The following is a 19267-nucleotide window of genomic DNA, read 5'->3' as shown; positions in this document are numbered from 1 at the left end:
CTGGCCAACCAGATCAAACCCCTTGGTAGCGATTTCCCAGACATGACCATTCGAAACGACGTTGTCGAAGCCATCGGCAACACCCCGCTGATCAAGCTGAAGCGCGCCTCGGAACTGACCGGCTGCACCATTCTCGGCAAGGCCGAATTCATGAACCCAGGTCAGTCGGTGAAGGATCGCGCCGGCAAATGGATGATCCTCGAGGCCGAGAAGCGCGGCGAGCTCAAGCCCGGCGGTCTCGTGGTGGAAGCGACCGCCGGCAATACCGGCATCGGCCTTGCGGTCGTCGCCAGCGCGCGTGGCTACCGCACCCTGATCGTGATCCCGGAGACGCAGAGCCAAGAGAAGAAGGACTTCTTGAAGCTGTGCGGCGCCGAGCTGATCGAGGTCCCGGCCCTTCCTTACGCCAATCCCAACAACTACCAGCATGTCGGTCGCCGTCTTGCGGACGAGCTGCGCAAGACCGAGCCGAACGGCGTGCTGTTCGCCGACCAGTGGAACAACCTCGACAACGCGAAGGCGCATTACGAATCCACGGGGCCGGAGATCTGGGAGCAGACCGGTGGCAAGGTCGACGGCTTCGTCTGCTCGGTCGGTAGCGGCGGCACGCTCGCCGGCACCAGCCGCTTTCTGAAGGAAAAGAGCAAGAACGTGCGGATCGCGTGTGCCGATCCCCACGGCGCCGGCATGTACGAATATTTCAGAACCGGCGACGCCAAGGCGACGCCGGGCGGCTCGATCACCGAAGGCATCGGCCTCAACCGCGCGACCGCCATCGTCGAGACCGCGAAGGTGGATGACGCCTATCTCATCCCCGACGGTGAAGCCGTCAGCGTGATCTATGAGCTGCTCCAGCATGAAGGTCTCTGCCTTGGCGGCTCGACCGGCATCAACATCGTCGGTGCGATGCGCCTCGCCAAGCAGCTCGGGCCCGGCAAGACGATCGTCACCGTGCTGTGCGATTCCGGCAGCCGCTACCAGTCGAAGCTGTTCAACGCGGATTTCATGCGCGCCAAGAACCTTCCGGTGCCGGAGTGGCTCGAGAAGCGCAGCAACATCAAGCCGCCTTTCGTGTGACCGTCACGCTACTCGGGGCAAGAGCGCACGTCCACAAGCTCTGCGCGGTTCGGCCGGTTTAGGCGACCTCCCCGCTTTCCGGGGCCGCGGCGCAATAATCGCGCCAGAACTTGCGGTAGCCCGCTTCGAGCTCGCGTGTGTAGATCTCGACATTGCCGGCGGGCGAGGCTGCGATCTGAGCCGGCAAACCCGCGCGCAACTTCGCCAGATGCTCGGGCTGCGAGGCATATTTGCGGGCGATCTCGACATAGCCGTCGTCATCCTCGGCGACCCAGTCGCCGAGACCGACGGCCGCCACGATCGAAGCGCCGGCGCGCGAGGAGGCGCCATTGCCGAGCTTGGCGACGACGGGCACGCCCTTGTAGAGGGATTCCCAGGTGCTGATGCCGCCATTCTGCGGGAACGTGTCGAGCGAAATATCGATCCGATCGAAGGCCCTCAGATGGTCGTCGCGTGAAGTGGTGCCGAGGCACGTGATGTCCTCCTCGGGGATGCCCTGCGCGACGAAGCGTGCGACCAGGCTGTCGCGCAGCAAGGGATCGTCGAGCAAACTATGCTTGAGGACGATCTTCGATCCCGGCACCTCCCGCATGATGCGCGACCACACACGGATCGCGTCATCCGAGATCTTGTAGATGCGGTTGAATACGCCGAAGGTGACATAGCCGTTGCGGAGCATCGGCAGCTCGGACGGCTGCAGATTGGTGACGGGCTCCATCGTGATCAGGCACGGCAGATCGTAGATCTTTTCCGGGAACAGATGCCGCGCCGATGGCGGAATGAAGATGGGATCCGCGAGCACATAGTCCATCGTCGGCATGCCCGTGCCCGTCGCGTGCCCGAAACCGGTGGCCTGGATCGGGGCCGGCTTCCGCGCGAAGACCGGGAGCCTGTTGCCGGTCGTGTGGCCCGAGATGTCGATCAGGACGTCGACATTGTCGGCCTGAATGCGATCGGCGAGCTCATCGTCCGACATCTGCCAAGCCTCGACCCAGACGTCCGCCATTTGCTTGAACTTGGCGGTGTACTCGTCCGCCCCCGGCCAGGAGTAATAGCAGATGATCTTGAACTTGGCGTGATCATGATGGCGCAACACGGGCAGCACGGTGAGCCCCGCCGAATGCTGCCGGAATTCGGCCGCGACATATCCGATCACAATCTGCTTGTCCGGATCCAGCGGCCGCTTCGGCAGCGTCCTTTGCAAAATCTTCGAGCCGATCGCATCCCACCAGGACTTTCGCACCGCCTGCTGGACCGCGAAATCCGCCTCCGCAAGGTAGTCCAGCAAGAAGATCTTGCCCCTGATCGCGTCGCCATAGTCCGGTCGGAGCGCCAGCGCGCGATCGAGATATTCGATCGCAGCGTCCATGTCTCCCTGGTTCGAATAAGCGAAGCCCATCAGCGCCAACCCCATCTCGGAGCGAGGATTTCGCTCGATCAAGGTCGTCGCGGCCGCCATCGCCTGCGCGGTCCTTCCCATGATGAGGCAGACCTGCGCCTTGCCCCGAAGGGCCAGCTCGAGCTTGGGCGAAATCGCAAGCGCCGCATCGAAATCTGCCAGCGCCTCGTCCAAGCGCTGCAGTTCGAAACTGAGCCGTCCGCGCTGGGCCAGGATCCGCGGCGCGCCCGGCTTGATTGCGAGTGCCTGGGCGAACTTGGCTGCGGCCTCCTCGTGGTGCCGCAAGTCCATGCTGACCATGCCGCTGCCGACGATGGCCTCGGCGTGACGCGGCTGAAACAGCAGGGCGCGATCGAAACTCTCCTTGGCGCGCATGGTCTGCCCAAGCACGATCTCGACCATGCCGCGATTGCAGAGCGCGTCGGCATAATCCGGTTTGATCTTGATGGAGCGCTCGTGCATCTCGAGCGCCTGCTCGTATAGCCCCAGATGCATCAGCGTGTTGCCGAGATTGGTCAGCGCGACGGCGAAATTCGGCTTCAGCGCGATCGCCCTCTCCTGGGATCGCCGCGCCTCCTCGTAATTGCCGAGGTCGAAATGCACGGTCGCAAGGTTGTTGTGGGCATCGTGCAGGCGCGGATCGAGCGCAATCACGCGCTCGAGCAGCTGCTGTGCCTCCTCGAGGCGCCGGCCGTCATGGGCGCACATGCCGAGCAGGTGGATGGCGTCGACATGATCCGGAAGGGCTTTCAGGATTTCACGGCACAGCGCCTCGGTTTCGGCATATCGACCTTGGCCATAGGCGTTCGCCGCGGCGGCAATCACGGCGTCGGCCTGCTTCATCAACTTCTTCTGCAATCGCGCATTTTGGAATGCGCGCGCGCCGCCGCCGCCGCCGCTCTTCTGCAAGGTGTCTCTCCGGAGGATGCCCTGGTGCGAGTCTAACTGATTCGCGGACCCGGCCGGCCGGTCAGCGGACCGGCATCGGCTCCGGGATTTCCCGGGGTCTCAGCGCAAGGGCTGCCTACGCCACCTCACCGCGTTCCGAGGCCGCGGCACAATGATCGCGCCAGAACCGGCGATAGGCCGCTTCGACCTCACGCGTATAGCGTTCGACGTTTCCGGCCGGCGAAGCTGCGATCCGCGCCGGCAGCTCCGCCCGCAACTTCGCCAGATGCGCGGGCTGCGCCGCGTATTTGCAAGCGATCGCGGCATAGTCGTCGTCATCCTCGGCGACCCAGTCGTCGAGGCCGACCGCCGCCACGATCGAGCCGCCGGCGCGCGACGAGGCGCCGAGGCCGAGCTTGGCGACGACCGGAACGCCCGCATAGAGCGATTCCCAGGTGCTGATGCCGCCGTTTTGCGGAAATGTATCGAGGGAGATATCGACCTTCGCAAAGGCCAGCAGATGCTCATGGCGCGAGGTCGAGCCGAGGCAAGTGATACTCTCTTCGGCAATGCCCTGGTCCATAAACCGCGCGATCAAGCCGTCGCGCAGCAAGGGATCGTCGAGCAGCCCGTGCTTGATGATGATCTTCGAGCCCGTCACCTCACGCATCACCTTCGACCAGACCCGGATCGCCTCATCCGAGATCTTGTAGATGCGGTTGAAGACGCCGAAGGTGACATGACCGTTGCGGAGCATGGGGAGCTCCGAAGGCGGCACGTCCTGGATCGGATCGATCGTGATCAGGCACGGCAGATCGTGGACCTCCTCGGCCAGCAGATGGCGGGCCGATTGCGGGATGAAGATGGGATCCGCGAGCACGTAGTCCATGGTCTGAAGACCGGTTCCCGTGGCGTGTCCAAAGCCTGTGACCTGGATCGGGGCCGGCTTGCGGGCGAAGACAGCGAGCCTGTTGCCGGCCGTATGCCCTGACACGTCGATCAGGATGTCGATCTTGTCTGCCTGGATGCGGTCGGCCAGCTCGTCGTCCGACAGCTGCGCGGCGTCGACCCAGACGTCGGCGAGAGGCTTGAACCGCTCGGTGATCTCGTCCTGCAACGGCCAGCAGGAATAGCAGACGATCTCGAACCTCGTATGATCATGATGGCGAAGCACCGGCAACAGAGCGAACGCTGCCGAGTGGTTCCTGAATTCCGAGGCGACATATCCGACGACGATCCGCCTGTCCGGATCGAGCTGCCGGGGCGGCAATATCCTTTGCGGCAGTTTGGCGCCGATCACATCCCACCAGGATTTTCGCACCGCCTGCTGGACCGCGAAATCGGCCTCCGGCAGATAGTCCAGGATGAAGATCTTGCGTGCGATGGCATCCGCATAATCCGGCGAGATCGCGAGTGCCGCATCAAGATGCTCGAGTGCCGTCGCGACGTCTCCCTGGTTGGCATAGCAGGCGCCGAGCAGCACGATTGCGTAATCGGACCGCGGATTGTCCTCGAGCAGGGTCTTGACGGCCGCAATCGCCTGCGTCGTGTTCCCCAACAGGAGGCTGACTTGCGCCTTCCCACGTAGCGCGAGCTCGAGCCGCGGCGATTGCGTCAGCGCCGCGTCGAAGTCCGCCGCCGCCTGCTCCAGCCGGTACAGATCGAAGTTGAGCCGTCCGCGCTGCGCCAGAATCCGCGGTGAACCCGGCTTGATCGAAAGCCCTGCCACAAGGGCGGCCTCCGCCTCCTCGTAGTGCCGGAGCTCGATGCACACCATGCCCTTGCCGGCAAGCGCTTCCGCATGACGCGGCTGAAACACGAGGGCGCGGTCGAAACTCTCCTTGGCACGTTCGAGGCGGCCGATCATCAGCTCGGCCATGCCTCGGTTGCAAAATGCATCGGCATAGTCCGGCCGCAGCCTGATCGCACGTTCGTGCAGCCCGATGGCCTGCTCGCCGAGGCCGATGTTGAGCAGCGTATTGCCGAGATTTGTCAGGGTGATCGGACAATTCGGCTTCAGCGCAATGGCCTTCTCCTGGCAGGCGCGGGCATCCTGAAATCTCTGCAGATCGAAATACACGGCCCCGAGATTGCCATGGGCATCCGGCGAGCGCGGATCGAGTGCAATCGCGCGCTCGAACAGCTGTTGCGCTTCCTCGAGCTGCCCATCCTCAAACGCGCGCAGGCCGAGCAGGTGCGTGGCGTGGAAATGATCCGGCACCTCCTTCAGAATCTCGCGGCAGAGTGCCTCGGCCTCCGCAAATCGGCCCTGCCCGAGCGCCTCGATTGCGAAGGACAACACGGCGTCCGCCTGCTTCCTCAACTTCTTCTGCAATCGCGCATTCTGGTAGGCGCGCGCGCCGACACTGCTCTGCAACGTCTCTCTCCGGGGATGGCCCGAAAAGAGGCAAAGCTGATTCGGATGGTGCCAAGCTGGCGTGTCAGTCAGGCCGGCGCGGCCATGGAATGGCGAGTGTTCAGCGCAGAATCTGGCTCAGGAACAGTTTCGTGCGGGCGTGCTGAGGCGCTGCAAAAAACTCGTTCGGGGTGTTGGCCTCGATGATCTGGCCGGCATCCATGAACACCACGCGGTTGGCGACCTCGCGGGCAAAACCCATCTCGTGGGTGACGACCAGCATGGTCATACCCTCCTCGGCGAGGTCGACCATGGTGTCCAGCACCTCCTTGACCATCTCGGGGTCGAGCGCCGAGGTCGGCTCGTCGAACAGCATGACTTTCGGATTCATGGTCAGGGCGCGGGCGATAGCGACGCGCTGCTGCTGGCCGCCGGACATCTGGCCCGGAAACTTGTTGGCCTGATGCGGGATCTTGACCCGCTCCAGGAATTTCATCGCCGTCGCCTCGGCGTCCCTCTTCGGGATGTTGCGCACCCAGATCGGCGCCAGCGTGCAATTGTCGAGCACCGTGAGGTGCGGGAACAGGTTGAAGCTCTGGAACACCATGCCGACCTCGCGGCGCACCGCATCGATGTGCTTCAGGTTCGGCCCGAGCTCGATGCCATCGACGACGATCTCGCCCTCCTGGAATTCCTCGAGCGCGTTGATGCAGCGGATCAACGTCGATTTGCCGGAGCCCGAGGGCCCGCAGATCACGATGCGCTCGCCCTTGCGGACGTCGAGGTCGATGTCGCGCAGCACGTGAAAGTCGCCGTACCATTTGTTGAGGCCGGAAATCTTGACGATGGGGTCGGACATGGGGACCTCGATCAGTTGCGACGGTGGGCGTTGAGGCGGTGCTCGACGAACAGCGAGTAGCGCGACATTCCAAAGCAGAAGATGAAGTAGATGACCCCGGCGAAGGCGAAGCCGGTGAACGCAGTCGAAGGCGTCGACCATTTCGGATCCGAGAACGAGGCCCTGAGCGAGCCCAGCAGATCAAACAGCGCCACGATCGAGACCAGCGACGTGTCCTTCAACAGCGAGATGAAGCTGTTGACGAGGTTCGGAATGACGTGGCGAAGCGCCTGCGGCAGCACGATCAGCGAGGTCGTCTTCCACCAGGACAGCCCCAGGGCTGCCGCGGCCTCGCCCTGCCCGCGCGGAATCGCCGCGAGCCCGCCGCGGACGTTCTCGGCCTGGTAGGCGCCCGTGAACAGCGCAATGCCGATCAGCGCGCGGACGAGGCCATCGACCGTGAAATTGCCTGGCAGGAACAGCGGCAGCATGTAGGTGGCGAAGAACAGCACGGTGATCAGGGGCACCCCGCGCCAGAACTCGATGAAGGCGATCGAGAAGATCCGGATCAGCGGAATGGTGGAACGCCGCCCCAGTGCCAGCGCGATGCCGATCGGCAGCGAGGTGACGATGCCGGTGACGGAGACCACCAACGTCACCAGCAACCCGCCCCACAGATTCGTGGTCACAATAGGCAACCCGCCGTGATCGAGCCCCATCAGCTTGATGACGACGGCAATCGCGACGAAGGTGGCGACGCTCGACAGGAACGCGCGCCATCCTGTCCGCAGGCCGCCGCCGAGGACAAACGCGATCAGGGACACGACGAGGGACGTGATGGCGAAATCGGTCCAGACTGACTGGCCGGTGCCTTGAATCTGGTCGCGCAGCCAGATCAGGGGGAAGATAAGCCAGGAGATCACCGTGCCAGCCAGCACGATGAGTTGGCCGACGGCCCAAAGCAGTGGCCCGAGGTTCGATGTCTTGCTGAGACTGAGCAGGGCCTGCCCGGCGCCGACGATGCTGTCGTCGAACAGTTCCAGCAGACCGGCCGTCCAGCTGAGGCCAAAACCCTTGATACCGCCGCCGTGCAGCAGGAAGAACGCGACCACCGGAAATGCGGCGAAGAACAGACTGGCGTTGAGCCCCTTCGCCGGCAGACGCGGCACAAGCAACGGTATCAGCAGGATCACCGCCAGGACGAATGTCAGGTTGACCCGCCAGCGCTCGGATTCGGGGTAAAAGCCGTAGACCAATTGCGGCAGCTTGGCCTGGATGTAAGGCCAGCAGGCGCCGACCGCAAAGCCGGCGTTTTCCGTCAGGCATGCCGTGCGGTCCTTGCCGCTCCACACCGCATCGACCATCAGGAACTTGACCGAGGGAACGATGGTGAACCACAGCAGCAGGGCGCCCACGATCGTGAGCAGGATATTGGTCGGCGAGTTGAACAGGCGGGGGCGCATCAATCCGACGAAGCCCGTGGTCTTCACCGGCGCGGGACGTTCGGTGAGCAAGTCCTGGCGGACGAAGCTGCTCGAGGCGATATCGCTCATGCGCCCAGACTCCGGCTGACGCGCCAACCGTAGACGCTCATGATCGCGCTGGTGAGGAGCGAGATCAGCAAATAGATGCCCATCGTCATCGCGATGATCTCGATCGCCTGCCCGGTCTGGCTCAACGAGGTGCCGGCGAAAACCGAGACGAGGTCGGGATAGCCGATCGCGACCGCCAGCGACGAGTTCTTGGTGAGATTGAGGTACTGGTTGGTCAACGGCGGCACGATGACGCGCATGGCCTGCGGCACCACGATCAGGCGGAGCGTGTTGCCCCGGCTGAGGCCCAGCGACGATCCCGCCTCCATCTGCCCCTTGTGGACCGACAGGATGCCGGCGCGCACGATTTCGGCGATGAAGGCGGCAGTGTAGGTCGACAGTGCCAGCGTCAGCGCCACGAATTCCGGAATGATCCGCGAGCCGCCTGCGAAGTTGAAGCCCCTAAGCTGCGGCAGCTCGAAGGTGAATGGCAGCCCGACCGCCAGCGTGGTGGCGAGCGGCAGGCCGAACAGCAGAGCCAGCACATAGGGCCAGATCCGGATCACCCGCCCCTGCTGGAGCAACGCCCGCCGAGCATGGACGCGCAGGACCAGCGCTGCCACGATGCCGAGCGCCAGCATTGCCAGGAACGGCCCGAGGCCGCTCTGGCCGATCAGACTCGGAATGACGAGGCCGCGATTGCTGAGAAAGGCGATGCCGAGCAGCGAGATGCTCTGCCGCGGATTGGGCAGGGCGGCGAGCACCGCCAGGTACCAGAACAGGATCTGGAACAGCAGCGGAAGGTTGCGGATGATCTCGACATAGATCTCGCCGACGCGCGACAACAGCCAATTGGGCGACAGCCGGCACAGTGCGACGATGAAGCCGATCAACGTGGCGAACACGATGCCCACCACCGAGACGACCAGCGTGTTCAGGAGCCCGACCACGAACACGCGCAGGAACGTGTCCGAACCGGTATAGGAGATCAGGGTCTGGTTGACGTCGAAGCCGGCATTGTTGCGCAGGAAACCGAAGCCGGCGGCAATATGCTGGTTTTCGAGGTTGGCGCGAGCGTTCGAGACGATCTCATAGCCGATCCAGCCCAGGATCGCCGCGAAGGCAAACTGGACGGCGACGCCGTTCCAGCCTGCCTTGCCACCCAGAAGGCGCCTGATCTTCAGCGCGATCTGGGGCGGCGGTTTTCGGGCCTCGGTGCTCATGCCGCTGCCAGCGGATCAGCGCGCGATCAGCGGATCGGCGGCGCGTACTGAAGACCGCCCTTGTTCCAGAGATTGTTGAGACCGCGGTTGATGGCGAGCGGCGAGCCCGCGCCGACATTGCGATCGAACACTTCGCCGTAATTGCCGACCGCCTTCACGATCCGCACCACCCAGTCCTTGGTCAAGCCGAGCTGTTCGCCGAAATTGCCGTCGGTGCCGAGCACGCGCTTCAGCTCGGGATTTTCCAGCTTGGCCTTCTCGTCGACGTTCTTCGAGGTCACGCCGAGCTCCTCGGCGGTGAGCATCGCGAACAGAGTCCACTTGACGATGTCGAACCACTGGTCGTCGCCGTGGCGTACCATCGGGCCGAGCGGTTCCTTCGAGATGATCTCGGGCAGCACCATGTGGTCGTTGGGATTGGCGAGCTTCAGGCGATTGGCGTAGAGGCCCGACTGGTCGGTGGTGAAGACGTCGCAGCGCCCGGCTTCATACGCCTTGACGGTTTCATCGTTGGTGCCGAACGCGATCACCTCGTACTTCATGTTGTTAGCCTTGAAGTAGTCGGCGAGATTCTGCTCGGTGGTGGTACCGGTCTGCACGCAGACCGAGGCGCTGTTGAGCTCCAGCGCCGAGTTCACCTTGAGCGACTTCTTCACCATGAAGCCCTGCCCGTCATAATAGGTCACGCCGGTAAAGTTGGCGCCGAGCGAGGTATCGCGCGAGATGGTCCAGGTGGTGTTGCGCGAGAGCACGTCGATTTCGCCGGATTGCAGCGCGGTGAAGCGGTCCTTGGCGGACAACGGCACGTACTTGACCTTGCTCGCATCGTTGAAGATCGCGCCGGCGATCGCCTTGCAGACGTCGACGTCGAGGCCGGTCCAGTTGCCCTTGTCGTCGGGCGAGGAGAATCCCGGCAGGCCCTGACTGACGCCGCAGGACAGCATGCCTCGGTCCTTGACGGTCTTGAGCGTTTGCGCATCGGCGGCTTGGGAGGAGAGGCCGGCGGCGAGAGCAAGGGTGAGAGCCAGGGTTACGCGTTTCATGGGCTTTGGGCCTTTCAAAGTCGTCTCAAGGAACGTTATCTCAGGATCAACCCTGCGGGGGCCAGACGTATCAAGACCAACCCTTGCAAGAGTCATGCTGGAAAACCTTGCCGAACACCCGCCGATCCCGGGAGGCCATACCTTAATCCCCGCCGCAGGCGTCCGCCGATATGGCTGTGACGCAAGGTCCGGTCAGACGATGGATCGAAGGTCGCGGCAGGCCCCTCAACATGCGGCGACTGAATAGCACCTGCGCATCACAGAACGACTGGCGTGCCGGGTCAAGGGGTTGACGGGACTCTTCTGTGTTCTGTTATTAACGACAGCGGCCTTTCGGCCAGCCCGCTGGGCGCCAAGCCCGAGCGGAAACGCGGTTTTGAAAGCAGACGCATGGATTCCTCGCACCCCCAAGAGCAGCACGCCGAGACCCGACTGGTCACTTCCGGCCGCGACACCAAGGCGCAGAAGGGGTTCGTCAATCCACCGGTCTTTCACGGCTCGACCGTGCTCTATCCGACCGCCGAGGACCTGCACGCCCATCGCGGCGAGTTCACCTATGGCCGCCACGGTTCCCCCACCACCAAGGCGTTCCAGGAGACGCTGATGGCGCTGGAGGGGCCGCAGTGCGCCGGCGTCGGCATCGTCCCGTCGGGGCTGTCGGCGATCTCCACCACCCTGCTCGCGGTTCTGAAGGCCGGCGACCACATTCTGGTCTGCGACAATGTCTACCGGCCCTCGCGCAACTTCTGCAACGGCATGCTCACCCGCTACGGCGTCGAGACCACCTATTTCGATCCGCTGATCGGCGCCGGCATCGACAGGCTGTTCAAGCCCAACACCCGCGCGGTGCTGGTGGAGGCGCCGGGCTCGCAATCGTTCGAAATGCCCGATATCCGCGCCATCGCCGAGGTCGCCCATGCGCGCGGTGCGCTGGTCATCGACGACAACACCTGGGCCACCCCGCTCTATCACCGCTCGCTCGAACAGGGCGTCGACATCAGCATGCAGGCCGCAACGAAATATATCGGTGGTCATTCCGACATCATGTTCGGCACGATCTCGGCGAATGCCAGGGCGTGGCCGACGGTCGCCGAAGGCATCCGCCTGCTCGGCGTCTGCGCCGGTCCCGACGACGTCTTTCTCGCACTGCGCGGCCTGCGCACGTTGTCGGTGCGCCTGGCGCAGCATCATCGCTCCGGGCTCGAGATGGCGCGCTGGCTCGCTGCCCGACCCGAGGTCGCGCGCGTGCTGCATCCGGGACTCGAGACCGATCCGGGTCATGCGATCTGGAAGCGCGATTTCAGCGGCGCCTCGGGCCTGTTCAGCATCGTGCTGAAGGCGGCGCCGCAGAAGGCGGTCGACACCATGCTGAACACGCTCAAGCTGTTCGGCATGGGCTTCTCCTGGGGCGGCTTCGAGAGCCTGGCCATTCCCTTCGATTGCGACGCCTATCGCACCGCGACGAAGTGGGCACCCGGCGGGCCGACCCTGCGTCTGCACATCGGGCTCGAAAGCACCGACGATCTCAAGGCCGATCTCGATCGCGGCTTCGCTGCCCTCAAGGCGGCAATGTGAGCCTGCGCACAAAGCATCGCGCCTGAGAATGCGCCAATCGCGCCGGCGGACGCGCAACGCGCGCGCTTGGGAACGCCCACGTGTCGCAAACGTTAACGCCGACGCGCCAACAAATGGTTTGATCCTCAAGCATTTGGCGCTAGCCTCACCAATCGACTCCAATCCGGACACGGAGAATGGGAACGTTGGTTCTGCTCGACCTCATGGGCGGGGTGGCGCTGTTGCTGTGGGGCCTGCACATGGTCCACAGCGGAATTCTGCGCGCCTTCGGTCCTGACCTCAGGCGCCTGCTCGGCAAGGCGCTGAGCAACCGCGTCAGCGCCTTCGCCGCGGGCCTCGGGCTCACCGCGCTGCTCCAGAGCAGCACGGCGACCGCCTTGATCACGAGCTCGTTCGCAGCCGAAGGCCTCGTCAGCCTTGCCGCCGCCCTCGCCATCATGCTCGGGGCCAATGTCGGCACGACGCTGATCGTGCAGGTGCTGTCGTTCAACATCGCAGCCGTTGCGCCGGTCTTGTTCGTGCTTGGCCTCGTCGCGTTCCGCTCCGGCCCGCGCTCGCGGATCAAGGACGTCGGCCGCATCTGCATCGGCCTTGGCCTGATGCTGCTCTCGCTGCACATCCTGCTCGACACGCTTGCGCCCGCCGAGAACGCGCCCGGCGTCCGCGTCGCGATGTCGGCCATCACGGGCGATCCGATCCTGTGCATCGTTATCGCCGCCCTCATCACCTGGGCGGTGCATTCGAGCGTCGCCAGCGTGCTCTTGATCATGTCGCTGGCCTACTCGCAGTTCATCACGCCTTACGCGGCGATGGCGCTGGTGCTCGGGGCCAATCTCGGCAGCGCCATCAATCCGGTGTTCGAGGGCGCCAGGCACGACGATGCCGCGAGCTATCGACTGCCCGTCGGCAATCTCGTCAACCGCGTGGTCGGGATCGCTCTAGTCCTGCCTTTCCTGGGCACGATCGCCGATCACATGCATGCCTGGCAGCCCGATCTCGCCAAGATGACGGCAGCTTTCCACATCGCCTTCAATGTCGGCACGGCTGTCGTCTTCATCGGCCTGCTCGACGCCATGTCGCGCCTGCTCACCTGCCTCTTGCCGGATCGCGTGCAGGAGGCCGACCCGGCCCGGCCGCGCTATCTCGACGAGACCGCGCTGGAGACGCCGTCACTGGCGCTCGCCGACGCCGCCCGCGAGACGTTGCGCATGGGCGATTTCGTCGAGGTCATGCTGCGCAAGGTGATGGCCGCGATGATGACGGGCGACCGTGCGCTGGTCGACCAGGTCTCCAAGATGGACAATTTGGTCGACGGTCTCGACGAGGCCATCAAGCTCTACGTGACCAAGCTGATGCGGGGCAGCCTCGACGAGAGCGAAGGACGGCGCGCGATGGAGATCATCTCCTTCGCCATCAACCTCGAACATATCGGCGACATCATCGACAAGAGTCTGAGCGAGCTCGCCACCAAGAAGATCAAGCGGCGCTTCCAGTTCTCAGCGGAAGGGGCCGACGAGCTCGCCGCCTTCCACAAGCGCACCATGGACTCGCTGCGGATCGCCTTCGGCGTTTTCATGTCGGGCGACGCCAACGAGGCTCGCAAGCTGCTGGTGGAGAAGACGGCGCTGCGCAACACCGAGCTTGCGGCCGTCGAGCGCCATCTCGACCGCCTGCGCGAGGGGCGCCCCGAAACCATCGAAACGACGTCGCTGCATCTCGACGTGCTGCGCGATCTCAGGCGCATCCACTCGCACATCTGCTCGGTCGCCTATCCCGTGCTCGACGCGGCCGGCGAGCCTTATCGCCGGACCGAAGCGGAGTCGGCTGCCCTGCCCACCTCAGGCGCGGCGTCGGCAGTGCCGCGCTAGCCGGCCGGGCACCGACTGAAGTCGGCACGACACGATGCCCGACGATCAGGCTGGTTGGGCGCGTGGGCGCAGCTGCGTGATGGCGACGCCTGAGATCGCGAGCAGCCCGCCGGCGATCAGCTTTGGGCTTATGCGTTCGTCAAGGAAGATGACGCTGGAAGTCAATGCGAACACCGGCAGCAGCAGACCAAAGGGCGCGACGCGTACCATCGAGCAACGGGCGATCAGCCAGAACCAAAGGCCAAACCCAACAATTCCGCCGATGAAGATTGTGTAGGCGAGCGCCAGCCAGCCACGTTCGTCTGCCGTGACAAGGCTCGCCATTTGTCCAGATTCGAGCAGCAACGACATCAGCATGACCTGCGGCACCGTGAGCAGCGACGACCAGGCCATCAACATCAGGGGATCAAACGGGCCATAACGCTTAGTCAAGACGTTGGACACCGCAAATGCGAAAGCTGCCCCGACCACAAGCAGCAGCGGAAGCGCGGTTGCCGATACGCCAGGCCCCGCTGCCAGCACGACCACACCGATGAAGGCAAGTACCACGCCGGCTGACGTAGTTAGAGACGGCCTCTCCGCGAGCAGCGGCCAAGCCAACAAGACGGTGAATGGTGGGGCGAGTTGATATGCGACGGCTGACATACTTCCCGAGCCGAGCCCGAGACCAACGTAGAACAGGCCGAAGTTCAATCCACCAAGGAAAAGCGAAATGGCTGCGACAGGTCCGAGCTGCCTGCGCCTCGGCCTTTCGACGAACGGAACAAGCAGCAGCGCGATTGCCAGGAAGCGCAGTGCGAGGAAGAAGAGAGGCGGAAACTCCCCCACGCCCACTTTGATGACCACGAATTGATAACCCCAGAGCAAAGGAACGACCACCGCGCAGACAATCTGCATGGCGGACATAGCATCGTTACCTTCAAGACCATTTGGTCCAGATATAGGCCTGCGCACGGGGGAAACCTCCATGGTTTGTCTACCTGATGAAGCGGTCAAGAAGAGCGTCGACGGTGGCTTGCGAAATGATTCGTGTCGGAGCCGTCTTACCGACCACTCGCAGGCCCTCGACGAAGCAGACGAGAATTCGCGCGGCACTCGAAGGCTCGACACCATCGGCCAGTTTGCCCGCTGCCTTTGCACGGGAAAACGCACCAGCCACCCGGGTCTCCATGGCTTTGAAAAAGCTCTCGATGCGACGATCGACCTCGACGTCACGGCCAGCCAGTTCCATGGCTGTGGCTACCAGCAGGCATCCGCGCCGACCATTAGCACCGCTGTTGCGGTCGACGTAGCCGGCAAGGTAGGCCCTTAGGCCCTCGACTGGCTCTCTGCGGTGGTCAAGTTCGGTATCCATCCGCATCAAGGCAATGGCAATGTAGCGATCGAGCGCCCGCAAGAACAGCGAGTGCTTGTCACCAAAAGCGGCGTAAAGGCTGCCACGCGAGAGTTTCGTCGCCCGAAGCAGGTCCGGCAGCGCCGTGGCGTGATAGCCGAGCGACCAGAATACATTCATCGCGTGTTCGACAGCGGCTTCCGTGTCGAAACTCCGGGGGCGGCCACGGGGCAGCTGTACTGGGGCGGGGCGGCGCATAAGGATATATGAACCAGTCGGTCTTAAAATAGCAAGTGTCGATCAGTCACATATCAACGGTTTCAGGAGAAGCCCCGGAGGCTGGTTTGGGTTCAGCGCTCCAACGTCTTGGACGCCTTGCCGCGGTTCTTGATGATCAGCATGATGTTGCGAACATAGATGATCGTCGCCAGCGATTGTCCGAGGATGATGACCGGCTCGCGCTTCACGACGCCGTAGACCAGCGTCATCAGCCCGCCGCCCATCGAGCAGAACCAGAACGCCATCGGCACCACGCTGTTGCCGGCGCGCTCGCTCGCGATCCACTGCACCAGGAAGCGCGCGGTGAAGAACAGCTGCGCGACGAGGCCGAATGCCAGCCAGAAATCGAACTTGGCGACGAAGACGTCGTAGAGATAGTTGCTCAGCGCCTGACCGTATTGGATGATCATGCGTTCACCTCAGTCACTTCTGGTGTCGGCTTCTTGCGGCGGATCAGCCACCAAACGCCGGCGAGATCCATGATGCCGATCCACAGTCGATCGAAGAAACCGTAATTGGACACGCCGGAATGGCGCGGCCGGTCGATCACGTCGACATAGGCAATGTCGTAGCCTTCGCGGCGGACCAGCGCCGGCAGGAAGCGATGCAGCCCGTCGAAATAGGGCATCATCAGGAAGACCTCGCGCCGGAACGCCTTCAGCCCACAGCCGGTGTCGCGGGTGCCGTCCTTCAGGATGGCGTTGCGGACGCCGTTGGCCACGCGCGACTGGAATTTCTTGAAGCCGGTATCCTTGCGCCCGACGCGCTGCCCGGCAGCGAGGCCGACGCGCCCTGCGCCCTTCTCGACCGCCGCGATCAGATCAGGCAGGAAGGCCGGATTGTTCTGGCCGTCGCCGTCGAGCGTCGCCACGATCTCCCCGCGCGCCGCGCGCACGCCGCTGCGCACCGCCGCTGATTGGCCGCCTGATCTGGCATGGCGCAGCTGCCGCAGATTGTCCCGCTGCGCCATGATCGCCGCGATCCGTTCGCCGGTCGCATCGGTCGAGCCATCGTTGACGTAGATGATCTCATAGGCCCAGCGGCCATCGAGCGCCGCGCCGATCTCCGCGATCAGCGGCGCGATGTTGTCGGCTTCGTTGCGCACGGGAACGACGATGGAAACCGAAGGCGGGGAAACCGGCTGGGACGTCGACAAATCAAAGCTCGTGGTTGGCATTGGCCCGCGACCCGGGGGAACCGAGGCCCCGGCAGGCAGCCGCTTTTATGGGGCGGATGCCCCGTGGGCAACCCTTTTGAGACGGCCCGAGACCGCCCCCGCAAGAGGCACGATGGTGCCATCGCCCCGGATGGCAAAGCCCAGCCTTCGCGCCGCGAACCAGTAGCGCACCGCCATGGCGCCGACCGTGCCGACCAGGGCGCCGGCCACGACGTCGCTCGGGTGATGCGCGAGCAGCGCCAGCCGCGTCAACAAGATCACGATTGCGTAAGTGAACATGAAGACGCGCAGGCGCGGCCACAATGCCGACACGGCAAACGCCAGGGCGAACGCCGCCACGGCATGGCCCGACGGCAGGCTGGCATAGGCGCCGGTCCCCTCGAACGGCACGAAGTTGAAAGGATTGGCCTTGCCACCGACAAACGGACGTCCGCGCCCGATGATGAATTTCAGGACCTCGGCAACCAACGCCGACACGGCAACGGACAGAAACATGAACTGGAGACGCGTGCCGAATCCGAGCAGCAGCGCGCGGCGTGTGCCGTGAAGCCCTGCCGCAACGAACGCCAGAGCGACCAGCGCAGCTCCCATCACCAACAGCAGATACTCGTCCTTGCCGAAATCGGTGAGGATGCGGATCGGCCACAGGCCGGGCGAGCCGCGCGCCGGCATCAGCTGGATCTCGGTCTGGTCGAACGCGACCATCAGGGCGATGACGAGGGCTGCGCCCGCCGCGGGGAGCCACAACGAATGGCGCGCCAGTTTTCTCGCGGCTTCCGCGCGGCGCGAATGTGAGGGCGTGCGAACGAGCTGCGCCAGCGCGCGGCCCGACACGGCGAGCAATTGCGCGGGGTAGCCCGGATGCGGCGCAGTGCTGGTCGGGGCCGACATCCTATTCGGTACCTTCCGAGCGGAAGATCGAGATCGAGATCGCGCGGCCTTGCGAGAAATTGTAGCCGTCGATGCGGGTACCGACCTTGTAGCGCAGCCCGATCGCCTCGGCGCGCTGCACGAAGCTGCGCTCCGAGCGCTGCTCGATCAGCGCAAAACGACAGCTTCCTTGCCGCAGGAAGTCCGCCGCGCCCGAACCGTCGGTGAGCAGGGTCTGGGTGCCCGTCAGGAAGACGAGGCTGGGCTCGTGATAGCCGGCAGCAGCCGCCTTCGGCCCGACGCAGGTGACGTTGCGGAGCGCGCGCGCCACCTCGATGCTCGGAAACAGCGGCGTCAGCGACGGCAGCACGATGCCGTACACCGTCACCGCCAGCATCAGGGCCGCGACCAGCGCGTTGAGCAGCGAGCGCTCGGCACGATTGTTGTCGTAGAGCCACCAGGCGAACAGGCCGAAGATCAGCGAGGCCGCGATGAACGGCCAGGCCGCGAAGGCCGGCTGCCGCGTCAGCATCACCGCGCCGATCACCGCGATGATCGAGGCTGCCGCGGGGATGGCGAACCACCAGGCCGAACCGCGCATCAGCCAGGAGCGTGACAGCACGCGCCGCTCCACCGCACCGGCGGTGAGAATGGCGATCGCCGGGTAGAGCGGCAGCACGTAATGCGGCAGCTTGGTCAGCACCGCCTCGAACACGATCCAGGACGGGATCAGCCAGGCCAGCAGAAACTGCGCGCCGGGCTCACGCCGCGCCCGCCACACCGCGGGCGCCGCCATTGCCGCGAGTGGCGCACCTGGCCAGAACGTGACCCAGAACAACGCCAGGTAAAGTCCGGGCGGCGCGCCATGGGATTCCTGGGCGCCGATCTTGCTCAGCATGTCGCCGCCGACGGAGTCGGCGAAAAAAGCATCGCCCGCGCGCCAGAAGATCGCGACGAACCAGGGCAGCACCAGCACCAGCATCCACATCAGGCCCCAGACCGGGCGCAGTCGCCACAGCCAGGAGGAATCGCGGTCCTGGATCGCGAGCGCAACGATGGTCAGCCCTGCGAACATCAGGATCAGCGGCCCCTTGATCAGGATGCCGACCGCAAGCGCGCTCCAGAAGATCGCGGGCCAGCTCCAGGGCGGGCGCGTCTCGTCTTCGGCGCGCTGCCAGGACAGATAGGCCCGCGCCATCGCCCCCATCGCGGCGACCACGCAGAGCAGCAGCATCGCATCGGTCTTGGCGAGCCGCGCCTCGACGCCGAGCAGCACCGAGGCGCACATCATCAGCGCCGCCAGCACCGCGGCGCGCCGCGTGACGAAGCCGAGCGCGGCCCAATAGGTCATGAGCACGGCGCCGATCGCCCCGAACAGCGACGGCAGCCGATAGACCCAGATCCGCAATTCGGCCTTCGGCAGCTTGAGCATCGAGGCGGCTTCCACCGTCGCCGATTGCAGCCAGTAGATGCCGACCGGCTTCTTGTAGCGGACGTCCTCCTGGAAGCGGATATCGACATAGTCGCCGCTCTCGACCATCTGCTTGGTGGCCTGGGCGAACCGCGCCTCGTCGCGATCGATCGGCGGAATCGTGAAGAAGCCCGGCAGGAACAACAGCAGCGCGCACAGCAGCAGGAAGGCGACGGCGCGGGCGTGGCTGGCCGTGACGATGTCGAGCATGCTCACGAGCCCGCTGCCCGGGTTTGCAGGCGATTTCGGCTCGCGGGGCGCTCCAAAACGGGGGGCTGGGTAGGTCTCGGCCATTGGTTCCGCTTACGCTGAAACCGCCATCGCCACAACCGCTTGAG

The 19267-nt window shown here is 64.3% G+C and carries 15 protein-coding genes; 3 read left to right on the top strand and 12 right to left on the bottom strand.

The annotated features are described in order from the left end of the window. Nucleotides 1-42: 42 nt before the first annotated feature. On the top strand, nucleotides 43-1077 hold the full coding sequence (locus tag X268_RS14745) for a cysteine synthase A (protein ID WP_128925627.1): 1035 nt from the start codon (nucleotides 43-45) through the stop codon (nucleotides 1075-1077). A 58-nt stretch (nucleotides 1078-1135) separates the two neighbouring features. Here the strand turns inward: X268_RS14745 and X268_RS14740 are convergent, their stop codons facing one another. From X268_RS14740 to X268_RS14715, 6 genes are all read right to left on the bottom strand, one after another. Then, a complete protein-coding gene (locus X268_RS14740; protein WP_128925626.1) occupies nucleotides 1136-3319 on the bottom strand; it encodes an O-linked N-acetylglucosamine transferase, SPINDLY family protein in 2184 nt (727 codons plus the stop codon). 181 nt (nucleotides 3320-3500) lie between these two features. Next, nucleotides 3501-5741: a tetratricopeptide repeat protein gene (locus tag X268_RS14735; protein WP_164937737.1), complete on the bottom strand. Its 2241-nt coding sequence runs from the start codon at nucleotides 5739-5741 to the stop codon at nucleotides 3501-3503. Between the two features lie 100 nt (nucleotides 5742-5841). Then, nucleotides 5842-6579 (bottom strand): amino acid ABC transporter ATP-binding protein, encoded by a 738-nt coding sequence (locus tag X268_RS14730; protein ID WP_128925625.1) that lies wholly within the window; start codon nucleotides 6577-6579, stop codon nucleotides 5842-5844. 11 nt (nucleotides 6580-6590) lie between these two features. After that, nucleotides 6591-8111 (bottom strand): amino acid ABC transporter permease, encoded by a 1521-nt coding sequence (locus X268_RS14725; RefSeq protein ID WP_128925624.1) that lies wholly within the window; start codon nucleotides 8109-8111, stop codon nucleotides 6591-6593. After that, the gene (locus X268_RS14720; protein ID WP_128925623.1) at nucleotides 8108-9313 is read right to left on the bottom strand and encodes an amino acid ABC transporter permease; all 1206 of its coding nucleotides are present in this window, start codon (nucleotides 9311-9313) and stop codon (nucleotides 8108-8110) included. The genes X268_RS14725 and X268_RS14720 overlap by 4 nt, the downstream gene beginning before the upstream one ends. Nucleotides 9314-9339: 26 nt before the next feature. Further along, nucleotides 9340-10356, bottom strand: coding sequence for an amino acid ABC transporter substrate-binding protein (locus tag X268_RS14715; protein ID WP_128925622.1), 1017 nt, complete (start codon nucleotides 10354-10356; stop codon nucleotides 9340-9342). A 390-nt stretch (nucleotides 10357-10746) separates the two neighbouring features. Between X268_RS14715 and metC the strand changes: the two genes are divergently transcribed. Together metC and X268_RS14705 are read left to right on the top strand one after the other, a co-directional pair. Next, nucleotides 10747-11931 (top strand): cystathionine beta-lyase, encoded by a 1185-nt coding sequence (gene metC, locus X268_RS14710; protein ID WP_128925621.1) that lies wholly within the window; start codon nucleotides 10747-10749, stop codon nucleotides 11929-11931. Between the two features lie 176 nt (nucleotides 11932-12107). Beyond that, nucleotides 12108-13799: a Na/Pi cotransporter family protein gene (locus X268_RS14705; protein WP_128925620.1), complete on the top strand. Its 1692-nt coding sequence runs from the start codon at nucleotides 12108-12110 to the stop codon at nucleotides 13797-13799. 45 nt (nucleotides 13800-13844) lie between these two features. On the opposite strand, the gene X268_RS14700 is transcribed toward X268_RS14705, so the two are convergent. The 6 genes from X268_RS14700 to X268_RS14675 form a co-directional block, all read right to left on the bottom strand. Further along, complete coding sequence (locus X268_RS14700) at nucleotides 13845-14705, bottom strand: DMT family transporter (RefSeq protein ID WP_128925619.1); 861 nt, start codon at nucleotides 14703-14705, stop codon at nucleotides 13845-13847. Nucleotides 14706-14775: 70 nt separating this feature from the next. Then, nucleotides 14776-15312 carry a TetR/AcrR family transcriptional regulator gene (locus tag X268_RS14695; protein ID WP_245477896.1) on the bottom strand — a complete coding sequence of 179 codons (537 nt, stop codon included), beginning with the start codon at nucleotides 15310-15312 and terminating at the stop codon, nucleotides 14776-14778. A gap of 170 nt (nucleotides 15313-15482) precedes the next feature. Continuing rightward, nucleotides 15483-15821 carry a lipid-A-disaccharide synthase N-terminal domain-containing protein gene (locus X268_RS14690; RefSeq protein WP_128925617.1) on the bottom strand — a complete coding sequence of 113 codons (339 nt, stop codon included), beginning with the start codon at nucleotides 15819-15821 and terminating at the stop codon, nucleotides 15483-15485. After that, nucleotides 15818-16588 (bottom strand): glycosyltransferase family 2 protein, encoded by a 771-nt coding sequence (locus X268_RS14685; RefSeq protein WP_164937736.1) that lies wholly within the window; start codon nucleotides 16586-16588, stop codon nucleotides 15818-15820. Before X268_RS14685 ends, X268_RS14690 begins: the two co-directional genes overlap by 4 nt. Before the next feature lie 45 nt (nucleotides 16589-16633). Continuing rightward, nucleotides 16634-17479 (bottom strand): phosphatase PAP2 family protein, encoded by an 846-nt coding sequence (locus X268_RS14680; RefSeq protein WP_128925616.1) that lies wholly within the window; start codon nucleotides 17477-17479, stop codon nucleotides 16634-16636. Between the two features lies 1 nt (nucleotide 17480). Further along, the gene (locus tag X268_RS14675; RefSeq protein WP_128925615.1) at nucleotides 17481-19223 is read right to left on the bottom strand and encodes an ArnT family glycosyltransferase; all 1743 of its coding nucleotides are present in this window, start codon (nucleotides 19221-19223) and stop codon (nucleotides 17481-17483) included. Between the last annotated feature and the right edge of the window lie 44 nt (nucleotides 19224-19267).

Origin of the sequence: Bradyrhizobium guangxiense (assembly GCF_004114915.1) — a bacterium.
In the GTDB taxonomy this organism is placed as follows: Bacteria; Pseudomonadota; Alphaproteobacteria; order Rhizobiales; family Xanthobacteraceae; genus Bradyrhizobium; species Bradyrhizobium guangxiense.
The sequence above is the reverse complement of the archived record's forward strand: the minus strand, read 5'-3'. Positions and strand labels throughout refer to the sequence as shown.

Bases quoted from the DNA above. Each gene is read 5' to 3' on its own strand.
- X268_RS14745 (WP_128925627.1), top strand. From the start codon at position 43: ATGACCATTCGAAACGACGTTGTCGAAGCCATCGGCAACACCCCGCTG.
- X268_RS14740 (WP_128925626.1), bottom strand. From the start codon at position 3,319: ATGAAGCAGGCCGACGCCGTGATTGCCGCCGCGGCGAACGCCTATGGC.
- X268_RS14730 (WP_128925625.1), bottom strand. From the start codon at position 6,579: ATGTCCGACCCCATCGTCAAGATTTCCGGCCTCAACAAATGGTACGGC.
- X268_RS14725 (WP_128925624.1), bottom strand. From the start codon at position 8,111: ATGAGCGATATCGCCTCGAGCAGCTTCGTCCGCCAGGACTTGCTCACC.
- X268_RS14720 (WP_128925623.1), bottom strand. From the start codon at position 9,313: ATGAGCACCGAGGCCCGAAAACCGCCGCCCCAGATCGCGCTGAAGATC.
- X268_RS14715 (WP_128925622.1), bottom strand. From the start codon at position 10,356: ATGAAACGCGTAACCCTGGCTCTCACCCTTGCTCTCGCCGCCGGCCTC.
- metC (WP_128925621.1), top strand. From the start codon at position 10,747: ATGGATTCCTCGCACCCCCAAGAGCAGCACGCCGAGACCCGACTGGTC.
- X268_RS14705 (WP_128925620.1), top strand. From the start codon at position 12,108: ATGGGAACGTTGGTTCTGCTCGACCTCATGGGCGGGGTGGCGCTGTTG.
- X268_RS14700 (WP_128925619.1), bottom strand. From the start codon at position 14,705: ATGTCCGCCATGCAGATTGTCTGCGCGGTGGTCGTTCCTTTGCTCTGG.
- X268_RS14695 (WP_245477896.1), bottom strand. From the start codon at position 15,312: ATGAATGTATTCTGGTCGCTCGGCTATCACGCCACGGCGCTGCCGGAC.
- X268_RS14690 (WP_128925617.1), bottom strand. From the start codon at position 15,821: ATGATCATCCAATACGGTCAGGCGCTGAGCAACTATCTCTACGACGTC.
- X268_RS14685 (WP_164937736.1), bottom strand. From the start codon at position 16,588: ATGCCAACCACGAGCTTTGATTTGTCGACGTCCCAGCCGGTTTCCCCG.
- X268_RS14680 (WP_128925616.1), bottom strand. From the start codon at position 17,479: ATGTCGGCCCCGACCAGCACTGCGCCGCATCCGGGCTACCCCGCGCAA.
- X268_RS14675 (WP_128925615.1), bottom strand. From the start codon at position 19,223: ATGGCCGAGACCTACCCAGCCCCCCGTTTTGGAGCGCCCCGCGAGCCG.